The sequence below is a fragment of the Nicoliella sp. ESL1120 genome, from assembly GCF_058508515.1.
The window spans coordinates 130,042-150,885 of record NZ_CP196383.1; the positions used below are offsets into that span (position 1 = coordinate 130,042).

A 20,844-nucleotide genomic window follows, 5' to 3' on the forward strand; every position below is an offset into this window, starting at 1 on the left:
TAATCAGTTTTTAATAAAAACACTTAATCAAAAACTGTATATTTTACGTAAATAGTATGTAAAATATCATTATCGAGAGAATGAAAAACGATAGCATGCTAAGTATTAACAACATGCTATCGCTCAAAAGGAATATTTAGTTAATAAATCATTTGAATTTATTTTTGAACGGGTTTTAAATGCTTGATTCCAATCCCAGTATAAGCTGAAATAATGGAAAAAACGGGTGATAATAAACTAACAAATACAAATGGTAGGTAGTGAATCGTAGGAACCCCTAATGCATTAGTAGCAAATGCTCCAGCGACCCCCCATGGAATTAAATAGTTAATAACCGTTCCCCCATCTTCAAGAGCCCGACTTAATGCCACTGGTGCTAAGTTATTTTCAGCAAACGTCTTTTTAAAAGCGTTCGCAGGTAAAATAATCGATAGGTATTGTTCACCAATAAAGATATTGACCCCGATACAAGTAGCGATCACAGTCGTGATTAAATTACCTTCTGTTTCAAGTTTGTCAGTTAATGGTTTGATTACGGCATCTACAATCCCAAGATGCATTAAAATCCCACCAAGGGCTAGGGCCACAAAAATCAATGACATTGTTCCCATCATTCCTGAAATGCCACCGCGGGTCAATAATACATCAACCTGTGGATTGCGTGTATGCGCAATGTAGCCGCTTTGAATTACGTTATTCAGTTTGACTAGGTTCAACCCAGGAGTTTGAACCATCCCAATAATAGAAGAAACAATAATGTTAATAAATAAAGTGGGGATGGTTGGAATCTTGGACCATGAACAAATAAAAAGCAGTAGGACCGGGATTGCTGCCCAAAATGAAATGGTAAAGTTTTGATGAAGTGTTAACACGGTATCTTGGATACGGCCCAAGTTAGCATCTCCATTTCCATGACTCATAAAAGCATAAATAAAGAATGCCACAATACTAGCTGGTAAGGTTGACCACATAATGTTTTTAATGTGGGTAATCAAGTCCGCATCAGAGACTGCGGCGGAAAGGTTATTCGTTGCAGATAGTGGTGACGATTTATCACCAAATACGGCACCAGAGAGGACCGCTCCAGCAACCATCGCTGGATTGATCCCCATCGTTAGGCCAATTCCCATGAACGCAATCCCTAAAGTAGAAATAATGGTAAATGCACTTCCAATGATCGAACCCACCAGTGCACACACCACGAATACTGATGGTAAGAACCACCGAATGCTAATTAATTTGAAACCAAAAACCATTAAACTTGGGATGATTCCAGTAGCAATCCAAACCCCAATCAATGAGCCAATTAATAGAAAGATAAATAATGGTACAATCCCATTTTTAATTCCAATCACGAAGCTTTCATGAATATCATCCCATGAAAAGCCTCGTAATTTAGCCCAAAAAATTAATAGCATAATCCCCATTAAAATCGGCACTTCAGGACTAATCTTTAATCCGATGATTCCGAAAGCCATAATTGATAATAGTACAAATAATACTAAGATGCCCTCTTTCAATCCAATGGTTGGTCGTTTCTTTTCCATAACAATAACAAATCCCTTCTATATTTAAACAAACAAAAAGTCCCAATTACAAATTAATGTAATTGGGACGACTTTTATACCGTGGTACCACCCGATTTAATAGCCACAACAAAGTAGCTATTCACTCATTAGATGGTAACGGATCTAATTCCGATTAATAACGACGCTTAATTCCGGTATTTCGAATTCATTATCCTGATCGGTTCGCAGCAACCACCGACTTCCTGACCCCCAGACAATGCTCTACTTAAATGGAATTTAAATTATTCTTAATTGATTTATTAAAAATATTAGCATTTCTTAATCTGGATGTCAATTTAATTTTTAGCTGATCTCTGCAATCTTTTTTTCAATGAATTTGGCTAACATGGGTTCAGGAAAAATACCAGAGACCTTTTCAACACCCTTACCATCCTTAAAGACAACTAGGGTCGGAATGCTAAAGACCTTATATTTTTCAGCGATATCTTGGTTATCATCGACGTTAAACTTGGCGAATTGAACGCGGTCACCATATTCGGCTGCTAAGTTTTTGATAATTCGATCCATGATCTTACAGGGCCCACACCATGGTGCCCAAAAATCAATGATCGTTAATGGTGCAGCGACGCCTTCTGAAAAATTATCACGGGTTAGTTTATTGATCATTATTAACAGGCCCCCGTTTCTTTCTAACAACATGAATAATCATCGTAATGATTACCGTTAATAATACAATTCCACTAAAAAGTAGTGGTGGAATTTCAATATCGATTGCAGGAATTGAAATAAATAGCTTAATTGCAATGATTCCAATCAAGACATAGGCCATTGACTTTAGTTCTGGAATCTTCTTCATTAATATCATAATTACTTCAGCTACCCCACGCATCGATAAGATTCCAATCATCCCACCAATCAATACAATCACTGGGTTCGGTGAAACTGCTAATGAAGCTAGTACTGAATCAACTGAAAAGACGATGTCCATCATTTCAATTTGAATTACTACCATCCAAAATAACTTTCGATGATTCTTTGGATCAGTCGAATGTGTCTTTTGCGTCCGTTGTTTCTTTTTGCCATGGCTTGAGAAATGTTTGTAAACCAGATAAACCAAGTACAAACTTCCAATTACCTTGATTTCCCAAAGATGAATCAAGAACGTTCCCAATCCAATCACTAAGAACCGAAAGATGTAAGAACCCCAAATTCCATAAAATAGTGACTCTTCTTGGAGTTTCTTAGTTGGTAACGACTGCGTCTGTGCAGCTAATACCACCGCATTATCAACAGATAATAAACACTCTATCAAAACCAACGAAAGTATAACGAGCCAATCGCTCCCCGATGTAATAACTGAAGTCCAGTTATGGGGGTCAAAGAATGGCCCATACATTTTAGACAATATATCCAGCATTGATCTTCCCTTCATTTTTAATTAATAACAAAATATACAAAATACTAAATAAATTATATTACAAGTAATCCCTAAATAGCTAGTCTAATAGTTTAATTATTATTCAAAGCTTGCAGATCATAACGACTCAAATCATATTGTTTAATGACACTAATTAACTTTTTAGCATACTGTGGATCAGTAGCATAAGTATTCTTTTGTAATAAATTAGCAGCCTTAACATAACTAGTAACGTTTTCTTCTTTTATGAAATGAGTCTTAATTGATTTATCATGATCCTTAATCGCAGCCTCTAAGGTTGGATATTTTCTAAATTGAGCAGCAACCGTAATTTTTTTACCATTCACGTACTCAGTCGTGTCATATGAAATCGATTGCCCATTGTATGTTCCCTTGATTCCAAATGGATTTTTAGCAACCTGGTACAGTTTGGAATTACCCCAGTCGGATTCCAAAATGGCCTGAGCAATTACAATACTAGGTAGCACATGAAAGTTATTTTGATAAACCTTTATTGCTGGTTCCGCAATTGTCTTTGCAAACGTTCTACGCTGCTTAATCTGTTGAATCTGCTCTGAGGTCAATACGTTGCTTGACTGTGATTGTAGTTGTTGTTTATTTTCTAACTTATTACTAATCTTTCTAACTGCAAATCCGAATACAAGGACAGCTAAAATTACGATAATGATCAAAATCGCAATCATCCCCCTGCCTCGCTTCTTACTATGCTTAGCATCACTGAGTTGACCCTTTTTTTGCTTTAACGGATTAGTTCTTGGTGTAAACTTTTTATCATTTCTATTATTCACTTATTTTCCCCTCTATCAATCGTGCTTTTAAACAGCAACCTTTATTATAGTAATAAATTAGCTAAACGGAAACAAAATTTTACTTTTTTTCAACTTTTTTATAAAAATCACACCAAAACCATACTTTGATAAACTATAATAATAGGTAATTATAAGATAAAGGAAAGATGATTTTGATAACAACCCAGATGGTCAATAATAAGTTCAACTGGATAAGAGTGGAAAATCCGGATGAAAAAGATCGTGCTAAGCTCCGTGATACCTATCAAATTAGACATGATATCTTAGATTATGCGATGGATATTCATGAGCGACCCCGTGTTGAGTTCGATGAGGAAAATAACTACCGTTTATTTATCTACGATTCGCCAATCCAACCTCGATTTAAGGGTGACATTAGCATTGAACCCGTTGGTTTATTAATTAGCGACCATATGTTGTTTACTTTCACCAGAAAAAGAACTGCGTACGTGGTCCCACTAATTACTTCAATTATTAATAACCCTAATATTAAGGATCCGAACTTCATTTTTGATCTTATTTTAGAAACCATGTTTCAAATTACGATTAAATTTTTTGATTATATTAATGCTGCCAATCGAGATCGTACTAACATTCAAACCCATTTAACGCACCAAGCTAATCGGGATTCAATCAATCAGTTGTTAGGACTGCAGACCAAAACGGTTTATTTTCTTACGGCGCTCACTTCAAATCAGGAAATGCTTTCAACGGTCCAAAGAACCCTAAAGGGTCAATTGACAGAATTTCAAAGTGATCGATTAGAAGATATTGTCATTGAAGCGAACCAGGGACTTTCAATGGCCCAGGTCTCAAGCAGTGTTACCCGTGAAGTTGCAGATGCATATTCTAACCTACTCGATAGTAACCTAAATGCTACGATGAAGTTCTTAACAATCTTTTCATTAATTTTATCGGTTCCCAATATCGTGTTTGCGTTTTATGGAATGAACGTTAAGCTTCCATTTGCAGAATCACCAATTGGGTGGATCATTTCAATTTTAATTTCCGTCATTATCTGTGTTCTCATTTGGATTATGTACCACAAACATTTTTCATAAAACAAAAAGGAGTCTTTTAAGTGCAATTACTAAAAAGAATTAATAAAAATTGGCTAATTGTAATTGTTTTGTGGCTAGTAGCTGTTTTTTTCGCCCTAGCTAAATTACCAAACGTTACAGATTTAATTACTAACTATGGTCAACCAAAATTTAACCAATCATCACGGGTTATGAAGGCTGAACGATTACAAAATTCATGGGGCCATGGATTAGCAAACTCAACAACCTTAGATGTTGTTTACAATAATCCTAACGGTAAGATCAATAGTAACCAACAGGATCGAATCGATACGGTCACTCACAAATTGCAAAATAATCGCAGCCTTGGCATTAAACAAATTAGCTCCATTAATAATAGTCCTAATGGTAAATTACAATTATTTTCTAACGATCAAACCACTCAGATCGTGAAGGTAACTGTTGATAAAGCTTATTTAACATCCAATGATTTGGTTAGTAAGTTACAAGAACAAATGAATGTTTCAGGATTAAATACATACGTTACTAATCCTGCCTTAATTGAAAATGCCAACGCTCAAAAATTAGCTAGTGCATCTAAAACATTCATGTTGATTGCGTTTGTAATTGCAATCGTATTAATGATGATTTTCTTCCGTTCAATCATCGCACCAGTCATTTCAGCAGTGACCCTGTTAATCACAGAGCTAACTGCACTTAGCTTGATTGGTAATTTAACCATTCATAAAAACTTCTTGTTTTCAGAATTAACCCCATTGCTAATTACTTTGATCACCATCATTTTAGGCAGTATTTTTAATTTTATGATCATTAAGGCAGTCAGTGAGGAAAACAGCAGCCATCGGGATTCATTCAACGCCACTTCAAGTGGATTGGGACGGGTCGCTCCTTCGATTATCACAGTAAGTTTAGTCTTAGCAATTGGGTTTGCTGGTCTTTACTTCGTTCCATTCTACCCATTAAAGGCTCTAGCATCCCTATCAATCGTATTCTTGATTCTACTGGTCGCTGTCTTTACGATCAACCCAATCTTCACTAGTTTGATGGGGCCTGAATTGATTTGGCCACGCCATAACCCAATCAATGTTGAAAATCACCGTTTCTGGCATCAATTAATGCGCCTATCGTTATGGCAACCATTCGTAGGAATCATTCTTGTTGCTTACATTGTAGGACCATTTGCATATTCTTATCGGAATAACGTTACCTATAGTGATTTAGATAATGCTAAAAGTAGTCAACAAGCTGCAGTCGGGGCACGCATCCTCCAAGCTCACTTTAGCCAAGGAAAGGCCACTCCGATCACTATCTATATCCATAATAATCAAGCGTTGAATCAACAGGATAATCTTGAAAAAATCGATTCACTAACGACTAAATTAAAGTCAGTTGATAACGTCAATGCTGTTTATTCCGTTACCCAACCTAGTGGGGTACCAATCAATAAATATTATGTACAAAGCCAACTCAATAGTATTACCAGAAAGATTGACCAAGCTCAGGTTAGCTTAAATCAAACCATCAAGCAGGCAAATGAGGGCCAAAAGGATATCGATCCGGATGGATTAACATCTGAAATTAGTACGGTTAGCCAATTAAAATCGGCTGCGAGTGAGTTAATTGCAGAAAACAGTCAGTTATCGAGTCAACTTTCGGGAACGGCATCGCGTTCCAGTATCGCTAATCGAAGAACTGCATCTCGCAACATCCGTGACTATCAAAATGAAGTTAATGATTTAAATAACACGATTTCAAGTGCCGCCTCAAGCTTGAGTTCCATTCAAGCAAAGGGCCAACAAATTGCTAACTCCACGGACAGTATTTCCACTAAGCTCAATCGATACGCATCCAAACTGCAAGAAGCTAAAGATATCTTTAACGAAATTAGTACTGCTACCAAGGCCGTTAACCAAAAGCTTGATTCAATTTATGATTATTTGGATGGACTGGCTAAGAGTAGTGTCGGGGCAGTCTATTACATTACCCCTAATCAACTAGCCGATACTGATTTCCAACAATCACTTTACAACTACAATAGTGCCAATAACAAGACCACTAAAATAACAGTGATTCTACAATCAGATCCGACTAACGCTAAGCAAACTGCTCAAACGATCGATAATATCCAAACGAATATCGATGTAATGTTACAAGGAACTCCGTTGCAAAACTCAGAAGTTGCAATTGCTGGACAACCAGCTCAACAAACCGAACTGAAATCAAACTTTGCAAAATACGGCATTATGAGTATCACTTTAATTACCCTCTTCGCATTAATTGTGTTATTCATCATTAGTCGTTCCATCTTACACCCGATTTATTGGGTAGGTGCATTTGCACTTAGTTTAATAACTGGTTTACAACTAACTAACCTAACGACTAGTTATGCAATGGGCATTGAGCGTACCAGTTGGGAAACCTTAATTATTAGTAGCACCATCTTAGGGACTGTGGCGCTATTAGAAATCGCATGGATTGCAATTCATTATCGCAATCGAGAATTGCCATTCTTCGAATCACTTGCCGATGTGATGGATGCATTAGGACAAATCATTCGCTACTTCGCTGGATTTACAATCTTAGTCGGACTAGCATTGATTAGCGTTGATATTCAAGCAATTAGGCAGGCTGGAATCTTCATCGTTTATGGAACGATTATTTTTAACATTATCTTCCCAATCCTAGCAATCGCATTAAGTAAGTTAGCTGAACAAATCCCCACTACCAAAAATAAAGACTAATTTAGAAACCAAAAGACCCCGTAGTAAATTACTACGGGGTCTTTTTATGTTAATCCTAATCCACCGGCACGACTTGATATACTGGATCGTTATTATCATCTAAATAGCCATAAAGATAGTTCTTTTTTTGTTTATCAAAATAGCCTAAATTAAGCATTGTATGTCCATCGATATTTTCAATCCCATGAACAGCTTGGTTTAAAAAGCGGTGTAATTTGCGCATTGTTTCTTGGCGCTGATCTGTCCGTTCTACAGCAGCCCTAAGGGTATATCCTTGATCTAAAAATTCCTTAATCAAACCAATCCTAAGGAGGTTTGGAAAATCGTATACCCGCGAGCTGCTTTCATCATGGCGATTTGATTGAATAAAACCCTTTTGATCCCAGTAACGTAATTGACGTGGCGACACATTACAAATCTTACTTACTTCACCAATTCGAAAAATTAATTTATGGATGTCAATGGGGCTAATAAACTTATGGTTGCAATTCATACGCATTATCTCCATTCGAATATATATAACAATACTTTATCATATTATGATGAAATTAAACTAGTATTTATGATAAACACAGTTAAATTACAGCCTTGTTATATGATTTAACTGACTTGCAAAGACCGTGTTATATTTCTGTAACATAAAATTGGTAATCTTATAACTGTTGATTTAAACATTATAAATAAATAAATAAATAATAAAACCAGAAATCGAAAGGAATTAACTTAGTCATGAATAATCATTTGAAAAAAGTCTTTGTAAGCATCGCAACCGCATTCACACTCTTTACTGCAGGTGCATCACTCACTTCAGTAAAACAAGCTCATGCAGCTACTGCTGATGATGCAAGCTCACTATTGAGTGAAGCAGATACTCACATGGGTGCTAGATACGTTTGGGGTGCTACTGGACCATCATCATTTGATTGTTCTGGCTTTACTAAGTACGTTTACAAAAAGGCATTGGGCATTAACTTACAAAGAACTGCCCAAGCTCAATATAACTCAAACAAAAAAGTATCAGTTGATAACCTTAAAAAAGGTGATTTAGTATTCTTTGGTTCAAGTGCTAGAAGTATCACTCACGTTGGTATGTATATCGGTAACGGTAAGATGATCGATGCACAAAATCGTGGTGTGATCAAGGAAAGCATTCACGCTTCATGGTGGAACCTTGTTGGTGCTAGCCGTGTTGGTGATTAATTATTAATTAATCAAAAAAGACGTAACGATTATAATCGTTACGTCTTTTTTTATGGTTTTAGATTGTAAGCTGTAATTTCAGCATCGTCATCACTAATTCTCAATTTAGTAATACTGCCGTTTGCAGGTCGTTCGGTCACATCGTATTTACCATGCCCGAAACGTTCTACAATGCTTAAAACGGTATTACCATGGCTTATCAAAAGAACGTTATCATCATTTTGCAACTGCGCATTGTTTTTAATTAGATCCAAGCCCTGATTCAATCGCTGCCAATATTCTTCGTTATTTTCAGCATCATGGAACGGATCTGCTTCTTTCAAATAATCCTTAGCTTGCCCAATTGATGAACTTTCCACAATGGATTTAAAAGTAGGCTTACCATGCGGAGCACCAGCTAGGTACCACGCTTGATTCATATCAGTGCCCTCAAAATAACCATAAAATTCTTCCCGAAAGAATGGCGAAACCGTCAACTTAGCATTAGATACCTGGTTGGCACGCAATATGATATCAGCCGTTTGTTGTGCTCTGGTAGTATCACTACAATAAGCAGCTTTAAAATTGACCTGCGATAGATTTTCAGCAGTTTTTTTGGCGCCATCGATTCCCTTTTGGGTCAATGGTGAATTACTCCATCCCTGTAATTTATTGTAAATATTATAATAAGTCTGTCCATGACGAACAATATATACATTAAAGGCCATTTTTTCATCTCCCCGTAATTATAATCTTAATTATAATTCACGAGCGAGTTTCTTTCGATAATATTGATTTGCAATTTTAGAGTATCTCAACTGGCGAAGGGTTCTATAAACAATGCATTTTAAGTCAAATTGTTTAATCTCGGAATAAGATAATAATTGCGCAAAGATTAACATTTCAGAACGTTTAATTACCTCAGGGCTATCAGTGAACTCGTTCAACGTATTTCGTAATTGATCTGGATGAAATTCAACTACAGCGCCATCGTTTTTGATAACCTTAAGCTTAGCATTTGTAATTGATTTAGCTAAATCCACAATAACCCTCCTTCATCTATTAACTCATTTCTATATATAGGACATTCTTCTATTATTATAACAATATATTGTGTTTTACGCACTGATTAGATTAATTTTTTTAATATTTCGTAATCAAATCATGCTATTTAACAGATATTTTGATAATATTAAATAAGTTATATGCAAAAAAGGAGACTTGATCTTGTCACTTCTTAAACAAACCATTAAAAAATTAAATACTAGAATGGGCTTATTTTGGCTACTGGTTATTTTATTTTGGATCAAAACAATCGTTGCATATTTTGTTGACTTCCAACTTGGAATTACAGGTGGCTTTGAAATGTTTATCGCTATCATTAACCCACTTGCTACTACCGTTTTAATATTTGGAATCGCGCTATATTTTAAACGATCACGGATTTTTTATCCATTATTATTTATTCTCGATATTTTAAATACGTTACTTCTGTACCTGAACGTAATTTATTTCCGTGAATTTACCGATTTTATGACCATTAATACGATCACTGGTTATTCAAAGGTTAATCAAGGGCTCAGTGGCAGCTCCCTTGCACTCACTAATTTCCATGATTTCATTTATTGGATCGATATCGTATTAGTATTATTACTACTAATTTTTAGGGTCATTAAAATTGATAACCGTCCACTACGACCCAAGGTTGGCTTTATGATGACTTCAATTGGTGTATTATTATTTGCTTTCAACCTTAGCCTTGGTGAAATGGATCGACCCCAATTGGTTACCAGAACCTTTGATCGGACCTACATTGTTAAATACTTAGGAATCGATGCATTTACCGGATATGATGCTGCTAAATCACAACATACCAAAGATTTAAGGGCAATGGCGACTAAGTCAGAATTAAAGACCGTATTAAACTTTACTCGTAAACACTACGCCCCAGCAAACCCTAAAATGAAGGGGATTGCAAAGGGCCGCAACGTAATCGTGATTCACTTAGAAAGTTTTCAACAATTTTTAATTGATAAAAAAATTAATGGTCAAGAAGTGACTCCATTTTTAAACAAGATCTATCACAGTAAATCAACCTATGCATTTGACAATTTCTTCCACCAAGTGGGTCAAGGAAAAACATCTGATGCTGAAAACATGCTAGAAACTAGTACCTATGGTCTCCCCCAAGGATCTTTATTTGCCCAAGTCGGCAGTGACAATACGTTCCAAGCTGCTCCTGCGATCCTAAAGCAAAATGGTAACTACACCAGTGCCGTTTTCCATGGTAACGTTGCTAGTTTCTGGAACCGTAATAATACCTACAAGAATATGGGGTATCAATATTTCTTTGACGCTAGTTACTATGATGTTTCAGGTGATAAATCAACCGGTTACGGACTAAAGGATAAATTATTGTTCAAAGACTCGGTCAAATATCTACAAAACCTACAAGAGCCATTCTATGTGAAGTATATTACAGTTACTAACCACTTCCCATTTACCTTGGATTCCGAAGATAATGACGATGATTTTAAAACTACCGATACGGGCGATACGATCGTTGATAACTACTTCAAGACCGCCCACTATCTAGATGAAGCCGTTAAGGAATTCTACGCCTACCTTAAAAAAGCGGGACTACTTAAGAATTCGGTCATCATGATTTATGGTGACCACTATGGAATTTCTGATTCTGAAAATGCAAATCTCGCTAAGGTGGTAAGTGATGATCCTGAAAAATGGAATGACTTCGATAATACCCAAATGCAGCGGGTCCCATTCATGTTGAACATCCCTGGAACTAAAAAGGGATTCATCAGCCACAAGTACGGTGGTGAAATTGACGTCTTACCGACCCTCCTTCACATTTTAGGTGTTAATTCTAAGCCATTCGTTCAATTTGGAACTGATTTATTCTCAAGTAAACATGATCAAGTCGTTGCATTTAGAAATCGTGATTGGGTCGATCCACAATACACTTCCATTAGTGGTACCATTTATGACAATAAAACAGGTGAACCAGCTAAGTTGAACAAAGCACAGATCAAAGCGGTACAAAAGATCAAGGATAAAGTTGGCCTTGAACTATCGCTTTCTGATACCCTAAACGAACAAAATCTATTAAGGTTCTATAAACCAAAGGGCTTTACTGCAGTTGATGCTAGTGATTATAACTATGCTAATGGACTCCAAAAAGCTGAAAAGATTGAAAAAGAACTGGGCAAAAAATCAACCAGCGTTCTTTCTAAACACGGTGGTAAATCAACTGTTGATTTATACAAGACCGATGCACCAGAAGTAAGCCATAAATCAACTGATTCTAACCGCCTAAAGGTTACCAACCCAGATGCAAATAAGTAGTATCCCGTTAATCATTAAGGAAGTGAATTATCATTACTAAAATCAAAAAGCAAAAGTGGCAATTATTTTATAATATTGCAATCGTCATTTTGGCCATTACTTCAATCGTGATGGTAATTTTAGATTATTCACGAATTATTTACTTGTACCGTGGCTGGATAATGGGGATTTATTATGGAATTTGGATTATCTTTATTCTCGATTACATTATTAACCTGGTTATTAGTCAAAATAAACAACGGTTTTTCATATCAACTTGTTTGGACCTAGTTTCACTCATCCCTGGCCACCCGATTTTCGTATTTTTTCGCATTTATCGGGTCATTAGAATCATTCGGGGGTACCATATTTTTTGGCACTTGGGTTGGGATGGTAAATTAACCAAAAAGATCCATCAATTTATATACGATACTGGTTTTATATATATCTTCTCAGTCAGTATCATTATCTTAATTATTGCGGCACTTATCTTCTCTCATTTTGAACATTATCCATTAAAAACCGCCATGTGGTGGGCGATCACAACTGCCACTACCGTTGGATATGGTGATATCGCTCCCCAAACTGCTGGCGGCAGAATTGACGCTGCCTTCTTAATGATTGGTGGAGTCGGCTTTATTGGTTTGTTAACCTCTTCTATCACCGATTTCTTCACTAAAAATAACGCTCAAAATGAAGGAACTTCAGATAAATTGGACCGCTTGATGAAACAAGTAGAGCTACTGAATAAAGAAGTCCGCTATATGCGTAAAGAACTGGACCAAAATCAAAAAAACGTTTCTCGGAATCAAAAGAAACCTAAGAAACGTAATCATCATTAACGTCTAATCGATGTGCTATGAATGGGTTCATGACGGTCAGGATATAGTGACTTTGCAATATGGTTAATCGCAAGTGGAACTTCACCAAACCCGGTCGCAATTAACGTATCCTTCCCCTCATAGGTTGCGCTATCACCGACGGCATAGATGCCATCAACGCTGGTCGCCATCTCTGTGTCCACATTGAACATGTGATGTGATTCATCTAAATCGATTGCCCAACCCTTAGTAACCTTATTACTAGAAATAAATCCATAATTCACTAAAATTTTATCCGCTAAAATGTCAATTGTTTCATCAGCTGTCCGCATTTTCTTGGCAGTTACTAACACTTGATCATCTTGAGCGGATATTTTTTTAATTAAATATGGGGTAATCAACTTAACTGAAGATGCATTTAGCGTCTCGACCATGTGTTCTAGGCCCCGAAAGTCGTTCCGTCTGTGAACTAAATAAACCTGTTTAGCAACGCCTTCAAGCAATAATGCATTATCAACAGCAGAATTCCCCCCACCTGCAACAATCACCGTCTTACCCTTAAAATCAGCTCGGTTTTGAATACTATAAATAATATTGCTTCCTTCAAAGCGATCAACATCGGCAACCGCTAACTTACGAGGTTCAAATGAGCCCCCACCCGTCGCAATTAGCACCGTCTTTGAATAACTAGTTGCACTCGTGGTTGTGATTTCAAATCCATCCGATTGCTTCTTTAAGTCCGTAACCGCCTGACCAGTTTTAACATCCACATCCATTGTTTCTAACTGCGCTTTGAGCCGTTCAACTAGTTGTTTACCAGTAACACCAGTAAAACCAGCAACATCTAAAATTGTCTTTTCCGGGTAAATTGCATTTAGCTGTCCACCCAGTTCTGGTAAGCTTTCAATTAATTGAACCCTTAAGTTTCTCAACCCCGCATAAAAACCGGCAAACATCCCGATTGGCCCACCGCCAATGATTGTAATATCGTAAAGATTATCTTGCATTTTATTATTACCACTTTTCTTTTAAAATGTTTTATAATATCATGTTAATATTATATTAACATAGGTCATAAACCTAAGATAAGTAAAGGAAGTTTATCATGCGTATTGGTAAAAAACACATTGGGATTGCAATTATCCTTTTTATTGAAGCAATTATTTTCTGTTTTACTATTAATTGGCAATTCCGTGGGAACGTTTTAAACGATGTTGCCGTTAATAAAAGTCGTACCGCGACGGTCTTCATTCCTGGTTTCGCTGGTAATGCAGTTTCTACTGACGACTTCATTCAACAATACAGTGAACACAACATTGCCAGTCGGACCCTTAAAATTAATATCTCTAAAGATGGTAAGGTTTCTACTGCCAAGCAATATAAAAAAGTGGAGGCGGATAACCCGCTAGTCCAATTAGTCTTTAAGGACAATACCCATCCGTACAAGGAAAGCAACCAAATGGTCAACGTGATGAAGTATCTAAAGAACAAGTACAATATCACCCACGTTAACCTAATCGGGCACTCATCCGGTGGAAGTATTGCTTATTACTACATGGTTAACCATCCCCACCTAAAGGACGTTCCAGTAGTTTCTAAGTTCGTATCGATTGCTAATGATTACCCAACTAACGATCCATATGCCAAGGGTGGCCCTAAGAACCTTCCTAAAAACTTGGAAGTCTTAAACATCGCTGGAGAAATTTGGAACTTAAAGAGTGATGCTGAAGAAGCAGTCGACATTGTGAAACCAATGGGTGATTTAGTTAAACCCCACGTTAAGTCATACCAATTCTGGCTTTACCGCAGTGATCCATTAAGTGCTGAACACTCAATGCTGCATGAAAACCCAGTGATCGATAAACACATTGCTGGATTCTTATTCGGATTCAAAAAATAATTTCAACCAAAAAAGATGCTAATCGTTAAATTTACGACTAGCATCTCTTTTTAATTACTATATTGATATGGTTTCGGCTTCCTGTAGCCAAATACAATGATCAAAAAGCTAAATAACGCCAAAAAGCTCATTGATATCACTGCCAATAATGATCCAAATATTTCACCAAGTTGATAAGCCCTCATTGAACTAGTGCGAATCAGTGAAAAAAGGCTTGGGTTTACAGCGATGCTTAACCCCAATTGGAAAATCAAGAACAAGCCCGCTGTAATCATCACTAATTGCTTATTACTAGCTAATGGATGAAAATCACTTTGGGTCACATTAAATACAATCACGTTAATCAGTAACAACAAAGTTACAAATGGCAATTGAATATGCCAATAATTAACGGAATTAAAATAAAACAAAAATAGTAGGCAAATATTTAACCCATAACTGATCTTACTTATAACGTTAGTCCTTTTCATCATATCACCCTGTTTTTGATAATTATTTACGATATCGCTACTTTTCCGTAATAGTGCGTTTAAGTCGATATCATAATCACTACTAATTTTTAGCAGCATTGGAATGTCAGGATATGAGCGTTGGTTTTCCCAACTCGAAATCGTTTTACGCGAAACATTGAGTTTTTGACCCAATTGTTCCTGCGTTAATGAATGCTGCTTTCTAAGTTGCTTAATATTTTCGCCAAACGGCATCATTACACCTCCCCTTTCGCTTGTTATAATTATTACTGCTTTTCTTCAGTTAGCCAAGCTAAGCTAGCGTTACATTAACGATTGCTAAGCTACTTAGCCCTATTAAATGACCGTTTCAAGCGTTGTCGAATGCGTTGCCCCTGCAGGGTACGAACCTCGCGCAAGCCAGCATCGATCAAAATGAAGATGACCAACCAGCCGATCACAATTAATACGATTTTTTGAACGTAGAATTCATCGACCCACCAAATGGGGATGTTCCAATCCCACATTGCATGTAAAAAGACCGCTAATAAATAAAAGCCAATGAAGTGCAGATTAGTAAATGCATCGTGGAAGGTAAATTGATGGTGCCGTTGTTTACCCAAAATGACGGCCGCGCCAATAATTGCTGCCCAAATGGTATGGGTGCCAATGGCCTGCCAACTGCGTAGAAAAATCGTTGCCAACCCAAATTCATTCGAATAACCAGCGGTTTCAAAAATCGCAAATCCCGCCCCAATCGCTGCACCAATCAAGATGCCATTCAAAATATAATTAAGTTTGAAGCGATTAATGAAGGTAATGATAATGATTGTTTTGGCAGTTTCTTCGATCAAGCCGACTAAAAATGCCGAGGCTAGTGACACCCCGTTCCCCGATGGAATCACGTCGTAAAACACCATCGTTAGGATCAAAGAGGCCACCCCACCGATTAGCAGGGTCGTATTAACCTGCATCAACGAAATGTTGCGGTAAACATTCATTTCATAAAACATGATCAACAAAGAAAACGGGACTACTAGTGATCCGACCACCATCATACCTGGGATTGCCTTGGTGCTGCCGAAAACGAGGTCTAAGATCACTAACAACAAGAAGCTAAAGCTCAAAAGCGCAAAAAAGCGTGAGAATAGCCAGGGTTTAACGGGCGCGGCTGATACCTTGACCAGTGATGGCGTCGTTAACTTGGTCCCAGCAATCAAGATACGGTCGGCTTCATCACGACTATGACGGTGAAACACCTGTTGGAACAATCGCAAGAGGTGAATTTCAACAAATTGGTTACTCCTGTGGGCCTCATCCTTAAGATCGTTTTTAATCCGTGAATAATTTCGTTGCACCCCCATCAGGGTCGTTGACATTATGATGCGCTGAAAATTAGAAATTAGTTTGCTTTTTACCACTTATTTACTACCTTCTTATTTTTTTGTTTGTGTTTAGGATGAATTTAAAGTATTATTACAGTTAATAGTTAATTTTTATGATCAAATCGATTGGGAGAATGATTTATGACAAATAAAAAAGTAATTTTAGATTTAGATACTGGTATTGACGATGCGATGGCCCTTGCTTATGCCGTTGCTGCTCCTGGATTAGACCTAATTGGGGTGGCTAGCTCATACGGAAATCTGGTCGTAGAGGGAGCCGCTGAAAATTCGTTGAAAATTTTAGAACTACTTGGCCATACTGACATTCCCGTGTTCGTTGGTGAAGCCCACCCCGTTAATTCCGATCACTTTGACCGCCTTCCAGTTAGCGCTCATATTCATGGTGAAAATGGAATCGGAGAAGTTGAATTGCCAACCCCAACCCGTAAACCAGAAAAGCAAAGCGCCGTGGACTTTATGATTGAATCAGCTCATAAATATGGCAAGGATTTAGTCATTGTCCCCACTGGGGCATTAACCAACGTTGCCAAAGCGATCGAAAAAGACCCTAGCATTGTCGATTTAATTGGCGATGTTACCCTAATGGGTGGGGCATTAACGGTCCAGGGAAACGTTTCGCCATTTGCTGAGGCGAACATCAACCAAGATGCAGAAGCAGCTAACACCGTTTTCACCAGCAAGCTACATGACACGATGGTCGGATTGGATGTCACCCTTCGGACACTGCTGACCAAAAAAGAAACTCAACAATGGCGTGATTTAGGTACCAATGCTGGTGCTAAGTTCGCTGATATTGTTGATTATTACATTGATATTTACGCTGAATTATACCCGCATTTAGATGGTTGTTCACTTCATGATCCACTTGCTGTCGGGGTAGCTGAAGACCCATCGTTCGTCCGCACCTTAGACATTGACATGATCGTGAATACCGATAAGGAAAAGTACGGCCGCACCATTGGCGACAACACTAGATTGGATGATCCCAATCCATCAGTCAGTGCTGCTATCGAAGTCGATGCAGACCGCTACCTAGAAACATTCATGAACTACTTAACAACCCTATTCAAGAATAACAAGTAATTAAAATACCGCTAGCAATAGCGGTATTTATTTATTAAAGACTTGGTTTAAGAATCTACCGACCCCATCATGATCATTATCAAATTCAGTGACTTGGTTCGCAATTTGCTTTATATTAGGCTGAGCGTTTTGCATTGCTACTCCGATGCCAGCGGCTAAAAGCATTTCTAAATCATTTTCAGCATCCCCGAAAGCCATCAGGTCTGCAAAGGTCCACCCAAAATGGTTAAGTAAAGCCTCTAGGCCAACGGCTTTATTTATGGACGGAGCTAAAAACTCTAAAATATTGGGTTGGGAACGGACGATATGATAATGCCCCTGATTATCAAAATTAGCGCGGGCCGCATCTAATACACTTGGATCATCAGACATAATCGCCTTACTATACTGTTGATCATCTGGTAACATTGCAAACGTTTGGGGGATGAATTTTACATCTGCATTCATGATCTTATAATATTGGGATGGTGCCAACTCGGTCAATTCATAAATGGAATCAAAATCTAAAATATTCAACGGTAAATGATTTTGTTTAACAAATTTATAGATGGGTTCAAAATCATCCTTCTGCATCCCTAATTTAAAAATCGGCTCCTTAGTCCGATTATTAATTACTAGTGAACCATTAAAAGTAATCGTATAGTCATCAGCTTGATTTAACCCCAATTGATCAAGATAACCCTTAATCACATTAATTGGTCGTCCTGTACAAACTACGATTTTCATTCCCGCTGCATGTAACCTATGTATCACCTGAGTGTTAAAGGGACTAATTGTTTTATCACTTGTTAACAAAGTTGCATCTAAATCCAGTGCAATCATTTTTATCATGTTTATTCTCTCCTATTACAAAAAAAGCATTAATTTCATCACAGAAATTAATGCTTGGTTTTTCAAATCACGAAACTAGGCACCCAATTGAGCTTCTAATTGACGCAATTCTGCTTCTCTAACCTTACGAGGTAGGAAACGACGAATTTCTTCTTCGTTATAGCCAACTTCTAGGCGTTTATCATCAAAGATGATTGGACGTCTAATTAAATCAGGATATTTCACAACCAATTTAATTAATTGTGAAACTGATAAGTCATCCAAGTTTAAGTTTAGCTTCTTAAAGATATTAGATCTAGTAGAAATAATATCTTCACTACCATTTTCAGTTAGACGAAGAATTTGCTTTACTTCATCAGCGTTCAATGGATTGGAATTGATATTACGTTCCTTAAAAGGAATATCGTGTTCCTTAAGCCAAGCGCGAGCTTTCCGACTTGATGCACTACTAGGTGCTACATAAAGATTTAACATGAACATCCACTCCTTTAAGTGTATTGGATATATCGACGGTTATAAGCGAAATATGTAAATCAATCACAAAATTCACTTATAACAATTTTATATTATCATAGTTCAATAGATAGTCAAGATAATCGACAGCTTAATTAATAAAACATTATAAATTGTTTTGCAACCAGATACTAAATAAATTTACATTAAAGTTAAATCCGATTATAATTTTAATTAACTAAATATTAATGTAATGGAGGTATATGTATGAAATTGACGATTCTATCAACTAGCGATACCCATGGCTTTATCGAACCTACTAATTATGTCAGTGCCCAAAACGATAAACCATTCGGGTTAGAAAGAGCTGCTTCATGCATTAGCAAATTACAAACGGAAAACGATCATACCATTACAATCGACAATGGTGATTACCTTGAAGGTTCCCCATTGGCTTACTACATTGCTAAGATCAAAAAACAAAATGGCCCAGATCAAATTGACCACGCCTTTAATATGATTGATTACGACTATGGGGTGTTAGGTAACCATGAATTTAATTATGGATTAAAGTATATGCAAACATCGATTCAAAACACTGATCGCAAAATACTATGCGCTAACATCGTTGACAGTGAAGGAAATCACATATTGGGCGACCCGTATTCGATCCAAAACATCGGGGGCGTCAATGTCGGAATCATTGGAATGACTACCCGTGGTGCAACCAAGTGGGAATCATCCGAAAATATAATTGGGCTCAAGTTTCTTTCTGTCGCAGAAACCGCCAAAAAATACGTGCCGATCGTCCGTCAAAAAGCTGATATTGTTATCATTGCTTATCATGGTGGATTTGAACGAAATAGTAAGGGCGTGGCGACCGAGCCACTAGAAGATTCAGAAAACGAAAGCTATGCGATGCTAAAGGACGTCCCTGGGATTGATGCATTAGTGACGGGCCATCAGCATCGAAAAATTGCTGAAAAATTATTTAACGTGCCGGTCACCCAGCCTGGGCATCGTGGTGAATTCGTTGGTAAAATCGAATTAGACATTCAAAAGGTCAATGATCGCTATCAAGTAATTAATAGCGATGCTCAACTAATTAAAACTGCCGACTATGAACCCGATGCTGAAATTAAGAACTACATTAAGCCGTTGAGTAACCGAGTGAACGACTGGTTAGATGAACCCCTTTCTAAAATTAATGGTTCGCTTTATTTCGATGATGCGTTCGATGCAAGGATTCATAAAACTAGTTTTATTGAATTTATTCAAAAGGTCCAGATGGAAACGATGGGGGTCGATATCTCAGCAACCGCACTATTCAATAACGAAGCCCATGGATTTGAAAACCCCATTACCATGCGTAATATTATGACTAACTATGTTTATCCAAATAAATTAGCCGTCTTAGAAATCAGCGGAGCGGACCTAAAAGCTGCCATGGAAATTAGTGCGAAGTATTTTGCCGTTAAAAACCATCAAATCGTAGTCAACGAGGCATTCGTTTATCCAAAGGCACGCCATTATAATTACGATATGTATGAGGGCGTCGACTACACGATTAAGGTCGGCAATCCCGTCGGTAATCGCATTATTAATTTAACTTACCATGGCCAACCGGTGCGCCCTGATCAAAAGTTAAAGATTGTATTGAATCAATACCGTGCTTCTGGTGGTGGTCACTTTCCAATGTATCAAAATGATAAGATCATTGCTAAGGATTCAGTAATGATGAGTCAACTAATTGCTAATTATCTTCGTAACCATCCCACCATTCAAGCCACTAATAATCATAACTTTAAAGTGATTGAGTAATT

Annotated in this window: 20 protein-coding genes; 8 read left to right on the plus strand and 12 right to left on the minus strand. The window is 37.3% G+C overall.

Annotated features, from left to right (window positions below):
* Nucleotides 1–158 precede the first annotated feature (158 nt).
* From nhaC to ACSYTE_RS00595, 4 genes are all read right to left on the minus strand, one after another.
* Complete coding sequence (gene nhaC, locus ACSYTE_RS00580) at nucleotides 159–1,547, minus strand: Na+/H+ antiporter NhaC (protein WP_491716793.1); 1,389 nt, start codon at nucleotides 1,545–1,547, stop codon at nucleotides 159–161.
* Nucleotides 1,548–1,871: 324 nt separating this feature from the next.
* Nucleotides 1,872–2,195: a thioredoxin gene (trxA, locus tag ACSYTE_RS00585; RefSeq protein ID WP_491716794.1), complete on the minus strand. Its 324-nt coding sequence runs from the start codon at nucleotides 2,193–2,195 to the stop codon at nucleotides 1,872–1,874.
* Complete coding sequence (locus ACSYTE_RS00590; RefSeq protein ID WP_491717263.1) at nucleotides 2,185–2,946, minus strand: TerC family protein; 762 nt, start codon at nucleotides 2,944–2,946, stop codon at nucleotides 2,185–2,187. The genes trxA and ACSYTE_RS00590 overlap by 11 nt, the downstream gene beginning before the upstream one ends.
* A gap of 92 nt (nucleotides 2,947–3,038) precedes the next feature.
* Nucleotides 3,039–3,755 carry a glycoside hydrolase family 73 protein gene (locus ACSYTE_RS00595; RefSeq protein ID WP_491716795.1) on the minus strand — a complete coding sequence of 239 codons (717 nt, stop codon included), beginning with the start codon at nucleotides 3,753–3,755 and terminating at the stop codon, nucleotides 3,039–3,041.
* Between the two features lie 188 nt (nucleotides 3,756–3,943).
* On the opposite strand from ACSYTE_RS00595, the gene ACSYTE_RS00600 reads away from it, so the two are divergent.
* Together ACSYTE_RS00600 and ACSYTE_RS00605 are read left to right on the plus strand one after the other, a co-directional pair.
* Nucleotides 3,944–4,837 carry a magnesium transporter CorA family protein gene (locus tag ACSYTE_RS00600; protein WP_491716796.1) on the plus strand — a complete coding sequence of 298 codons (894 nt, stop codon included), beginning with the start codon at nucleotides 3,944–3,946 and terminating at the stop codon, nucleotides 4,835–4,837.
* A 20-nt stretch (nucleotides 4,838–4,857) separates the two neighbouring features.
* Nucleotides 4,858–7,557, plus strand: coding sequence for an MMPL family transporter (locus ACSYTE_RS00605; protein WP_491716797.1), 2,700 nt, complete (start codon nucleotides 4,858–4,860; stop codon nucleotides 7,555–7,557).
* A gap of 55 nt (nucleotides 7,558–7,612) precedes the next feature.
* Here ACSYTE_RS00605 and ACSYTE_RS00610 read toward each other — a convergent pair whose 3' ends face one another.
* Entirely contained in the window at nucleotides 7,613–8,056 is a 444-nt protein-coding gene (locus tag ACSYTE_RS00610; protein ID WP_491716798.1) for a MerR family transcriptional regulator, read from the minus strand.
* A gap of 230 nt (nucleotides 8,057–8,286) precedes the next feature.
* Here ACSYTE_RS00610 and ACSYTE_RS00615 point away from each other — a divergent pair, with 230 nt between their 5' ends.
* Complete coding sequence (locus ACSYTE_RS00615) at nucleotides 8,287–8,757, plus strand: C40 family peptidase (RefSeq protein WP_491716799.1); 471 nt, start codon at nucleotides 8,287–8,289, stop codon at nucleotides 8,755–8,757.
* Nucleotides 8,758–8,807: 50 nt separating this feature from the next.
* Here ACSYTE_RS00615 and ACSYTE_RS00620 read toward each other — a convergent pair whose 3' ends face one another.
* The gene (locus tag ACSYTE_RS00620; protein ID WP_491716800.1) at nucleotides 8,808–9,464 is read right to left on the minus strand and encodes a histidine phosphatase family protein; all 657 of its coding nucleotides are present in this window, start codon (nucleotides 9,462–9,464) and stop codon (nucleotides 8,808–8,810) included.
* 30 nt (nucleotides 9,465–9,494) lie between these two features.
* Complete coding sequence (locus ACSYTE_RS00625) at nucleotides 9,495–9,779, minus strand: hypothetical protein (protein WP_491716801.1); 285 nt, start codon at nucleotides 9,777–9,779, stop codon at nucleotides 9,495–9,497.
* A 184-nt stretch (nucleotides 9,780–9,963) separates the two neighbouring features.
* On the opposite strand from ACSYTE_RS00625, the gene ACSYTE_RS00630 reads away from it, so the two are divergent.
* Together ACSYTE_RS00630 and ACSYTE_RS00635 are read left to right on the plus strand one after the other, a co-directional pair.
* Entirely contained in the window at nucleotides 9,964–12,099 is a 2,136-nt protein-coding gene (locus ACSYTE_RS00630; protein WP_491716802.1) for an LTA synthase family protein, read from the plus strand.
* A gap of 74 nt (nucleotides 12,100–12,173) precedes the next feature.
* Nucleotides 12,174–12,920 carry a potassium channel family protein gene (locus tag ACSYTE_RS00635; RefSeq protein WP_491717264.1) on the plus strand — a complete coding sequence of 249 codons (747 nt, stop codon included), beginning with the start codon at nucleotides 12,174–12,176 and terminating at the stop codon, nucleotides 12,918–12,920.
* On the opposite strand, the gene ACSYTE_RS00640 is transcribed toward ACSYTE_RS00635, so the two are convergent.
* Nucleotides 12,917–13,906, minus strand: coding sequence for an NAD(P)/FAD-dependent oxidoreductase (locus ACSYTE_RS00640; RefSeq protein WP_491716803.1), 990 nt, complete (start codon nucleotides 13,904–13,906; stop codon nucleotides 12,917–12,919). The genes ACSYTE_RS00635 and ACSYTE_RS00640 overlap by 4 nt on opposite strands.
* Nucleotides 13,907–14,004: 98 nt before the next feature.
* Between ACSYTE_RS00640 and ACSYTE_RS00645 the strand changes: the two genes are divergently transcribed.
* Nucleotides 14,005–14,799, plus strand: coding sequence for an alpha/beta fold hydrolase (locus ACSYTE_RS00645; protein ID WP_491716804.1), 795 nt, complete (start codon nucleotides 14,005–14,007; stop codon nucleotides 14,797–14,799).
* A 50-nt stretch (nucleotides 14,800–14,849) separates the two neighbouring features.
* Here ACSYTE_RS00645 and ACSYTE_RS00650 read toward each other — a convergent pair whose 3' ends face one another.
* A complete protein-coding gene (locus tag ACSYTE_RS00650) occupies nucleotides 14,850–15,503 on the minus strand; it encodes a helix-turn-helix domain-containing protein (protein WP_491716805.1) in 654 nt (217 codons plus the stop codon).
* Between the two features lie 89 nt (nucleotides 15,504–15,592).
* Nucleotides 15,593–16,627 carry a PrsW family intramembrane metalloprotease gene (locus ACSYTE_RS00655; RefSeq protein ID WP_491716806.1) on the minus strand — a complete coding sequence of 345 codons (1,035 nt, stop codon included), beginning with the start codon at nucleotides 16,625–16,627 and terminating at the stop codon, nucleotides 15,593–15,595.
* A gap of 147 nt (nucleotides 16,628–16,774) precedes the next feature.
* Here ACSYTE_RS00655 and ACSYTE_RS00660 point away from each other — a divergent pair, with 147 nt between their 5' ends.
* On the plus strand, nucleotides 16,775–17,737 hold the full coding sequence (locus tag ACSYTE_RS00660; protein ID WP_491716807.1) for a nucleoside hydrolase: 963 nt from the start codon (nucleotides 16,775–16,777) through the stop codon (nucleotides 17,735–17,737).
* 27 nt (nucleotides 17,738–17,764) lie between these two features.
* Here ACSYTE_RS00660 and ACSYTE_RS00665 read toward each other — a convergent pair whose 3' ends face one another.
* Nucleotides 17,765–18,568: a Cof-type HAD-IIB family hydrolase gene (locus ACSYTE_RS00665; protein WP_491716808.1), complete on the minus strand. Its 804-nt coding sequence runs from the start codon at nucleotides 18,566–18,568 to the stop codon at nucleotides 17,765–17,767.
* Nucleotides 18,569–18,643: 75 nt separating this feature from the next.
* Nucleotides 18,644–19,042 carry a transcriptional regulator Spx gene (spx, locus tag ACSYTE_RS00670; RefSeq protein ID WP_260116952.1) on the minus strand — a complete coding sequence of 133 codons (399 nt, stop codon included), beginning with the start codon at nucleotides 19,040–19,042 and terminating at the stop codon, nucleotides 18,644–18,646.
* Nucleotides 19,043–19,288: 246 nt separating this feature from the next.
* On the opposite strand from spx, the gene ACSYTE_RS00675 reads away from it, so the two are divergent.
* The gene (locus ACSYTE_RS00675; protein ID WP_491716809.1) at nucleotides 19,289–20,842 is read left to right on the plus strand and encodes a bifunctional metallophosphatase/5'-nucleotidase; all 1,554 of its coding nucleotides are present in this window, start codon (nucleotides 19,289–19,291) and stop codon (nucleotides 20,840–20,842) included.
* Nucleotides 20,843–20,844 lie beyond the last annotated feature (2 nt).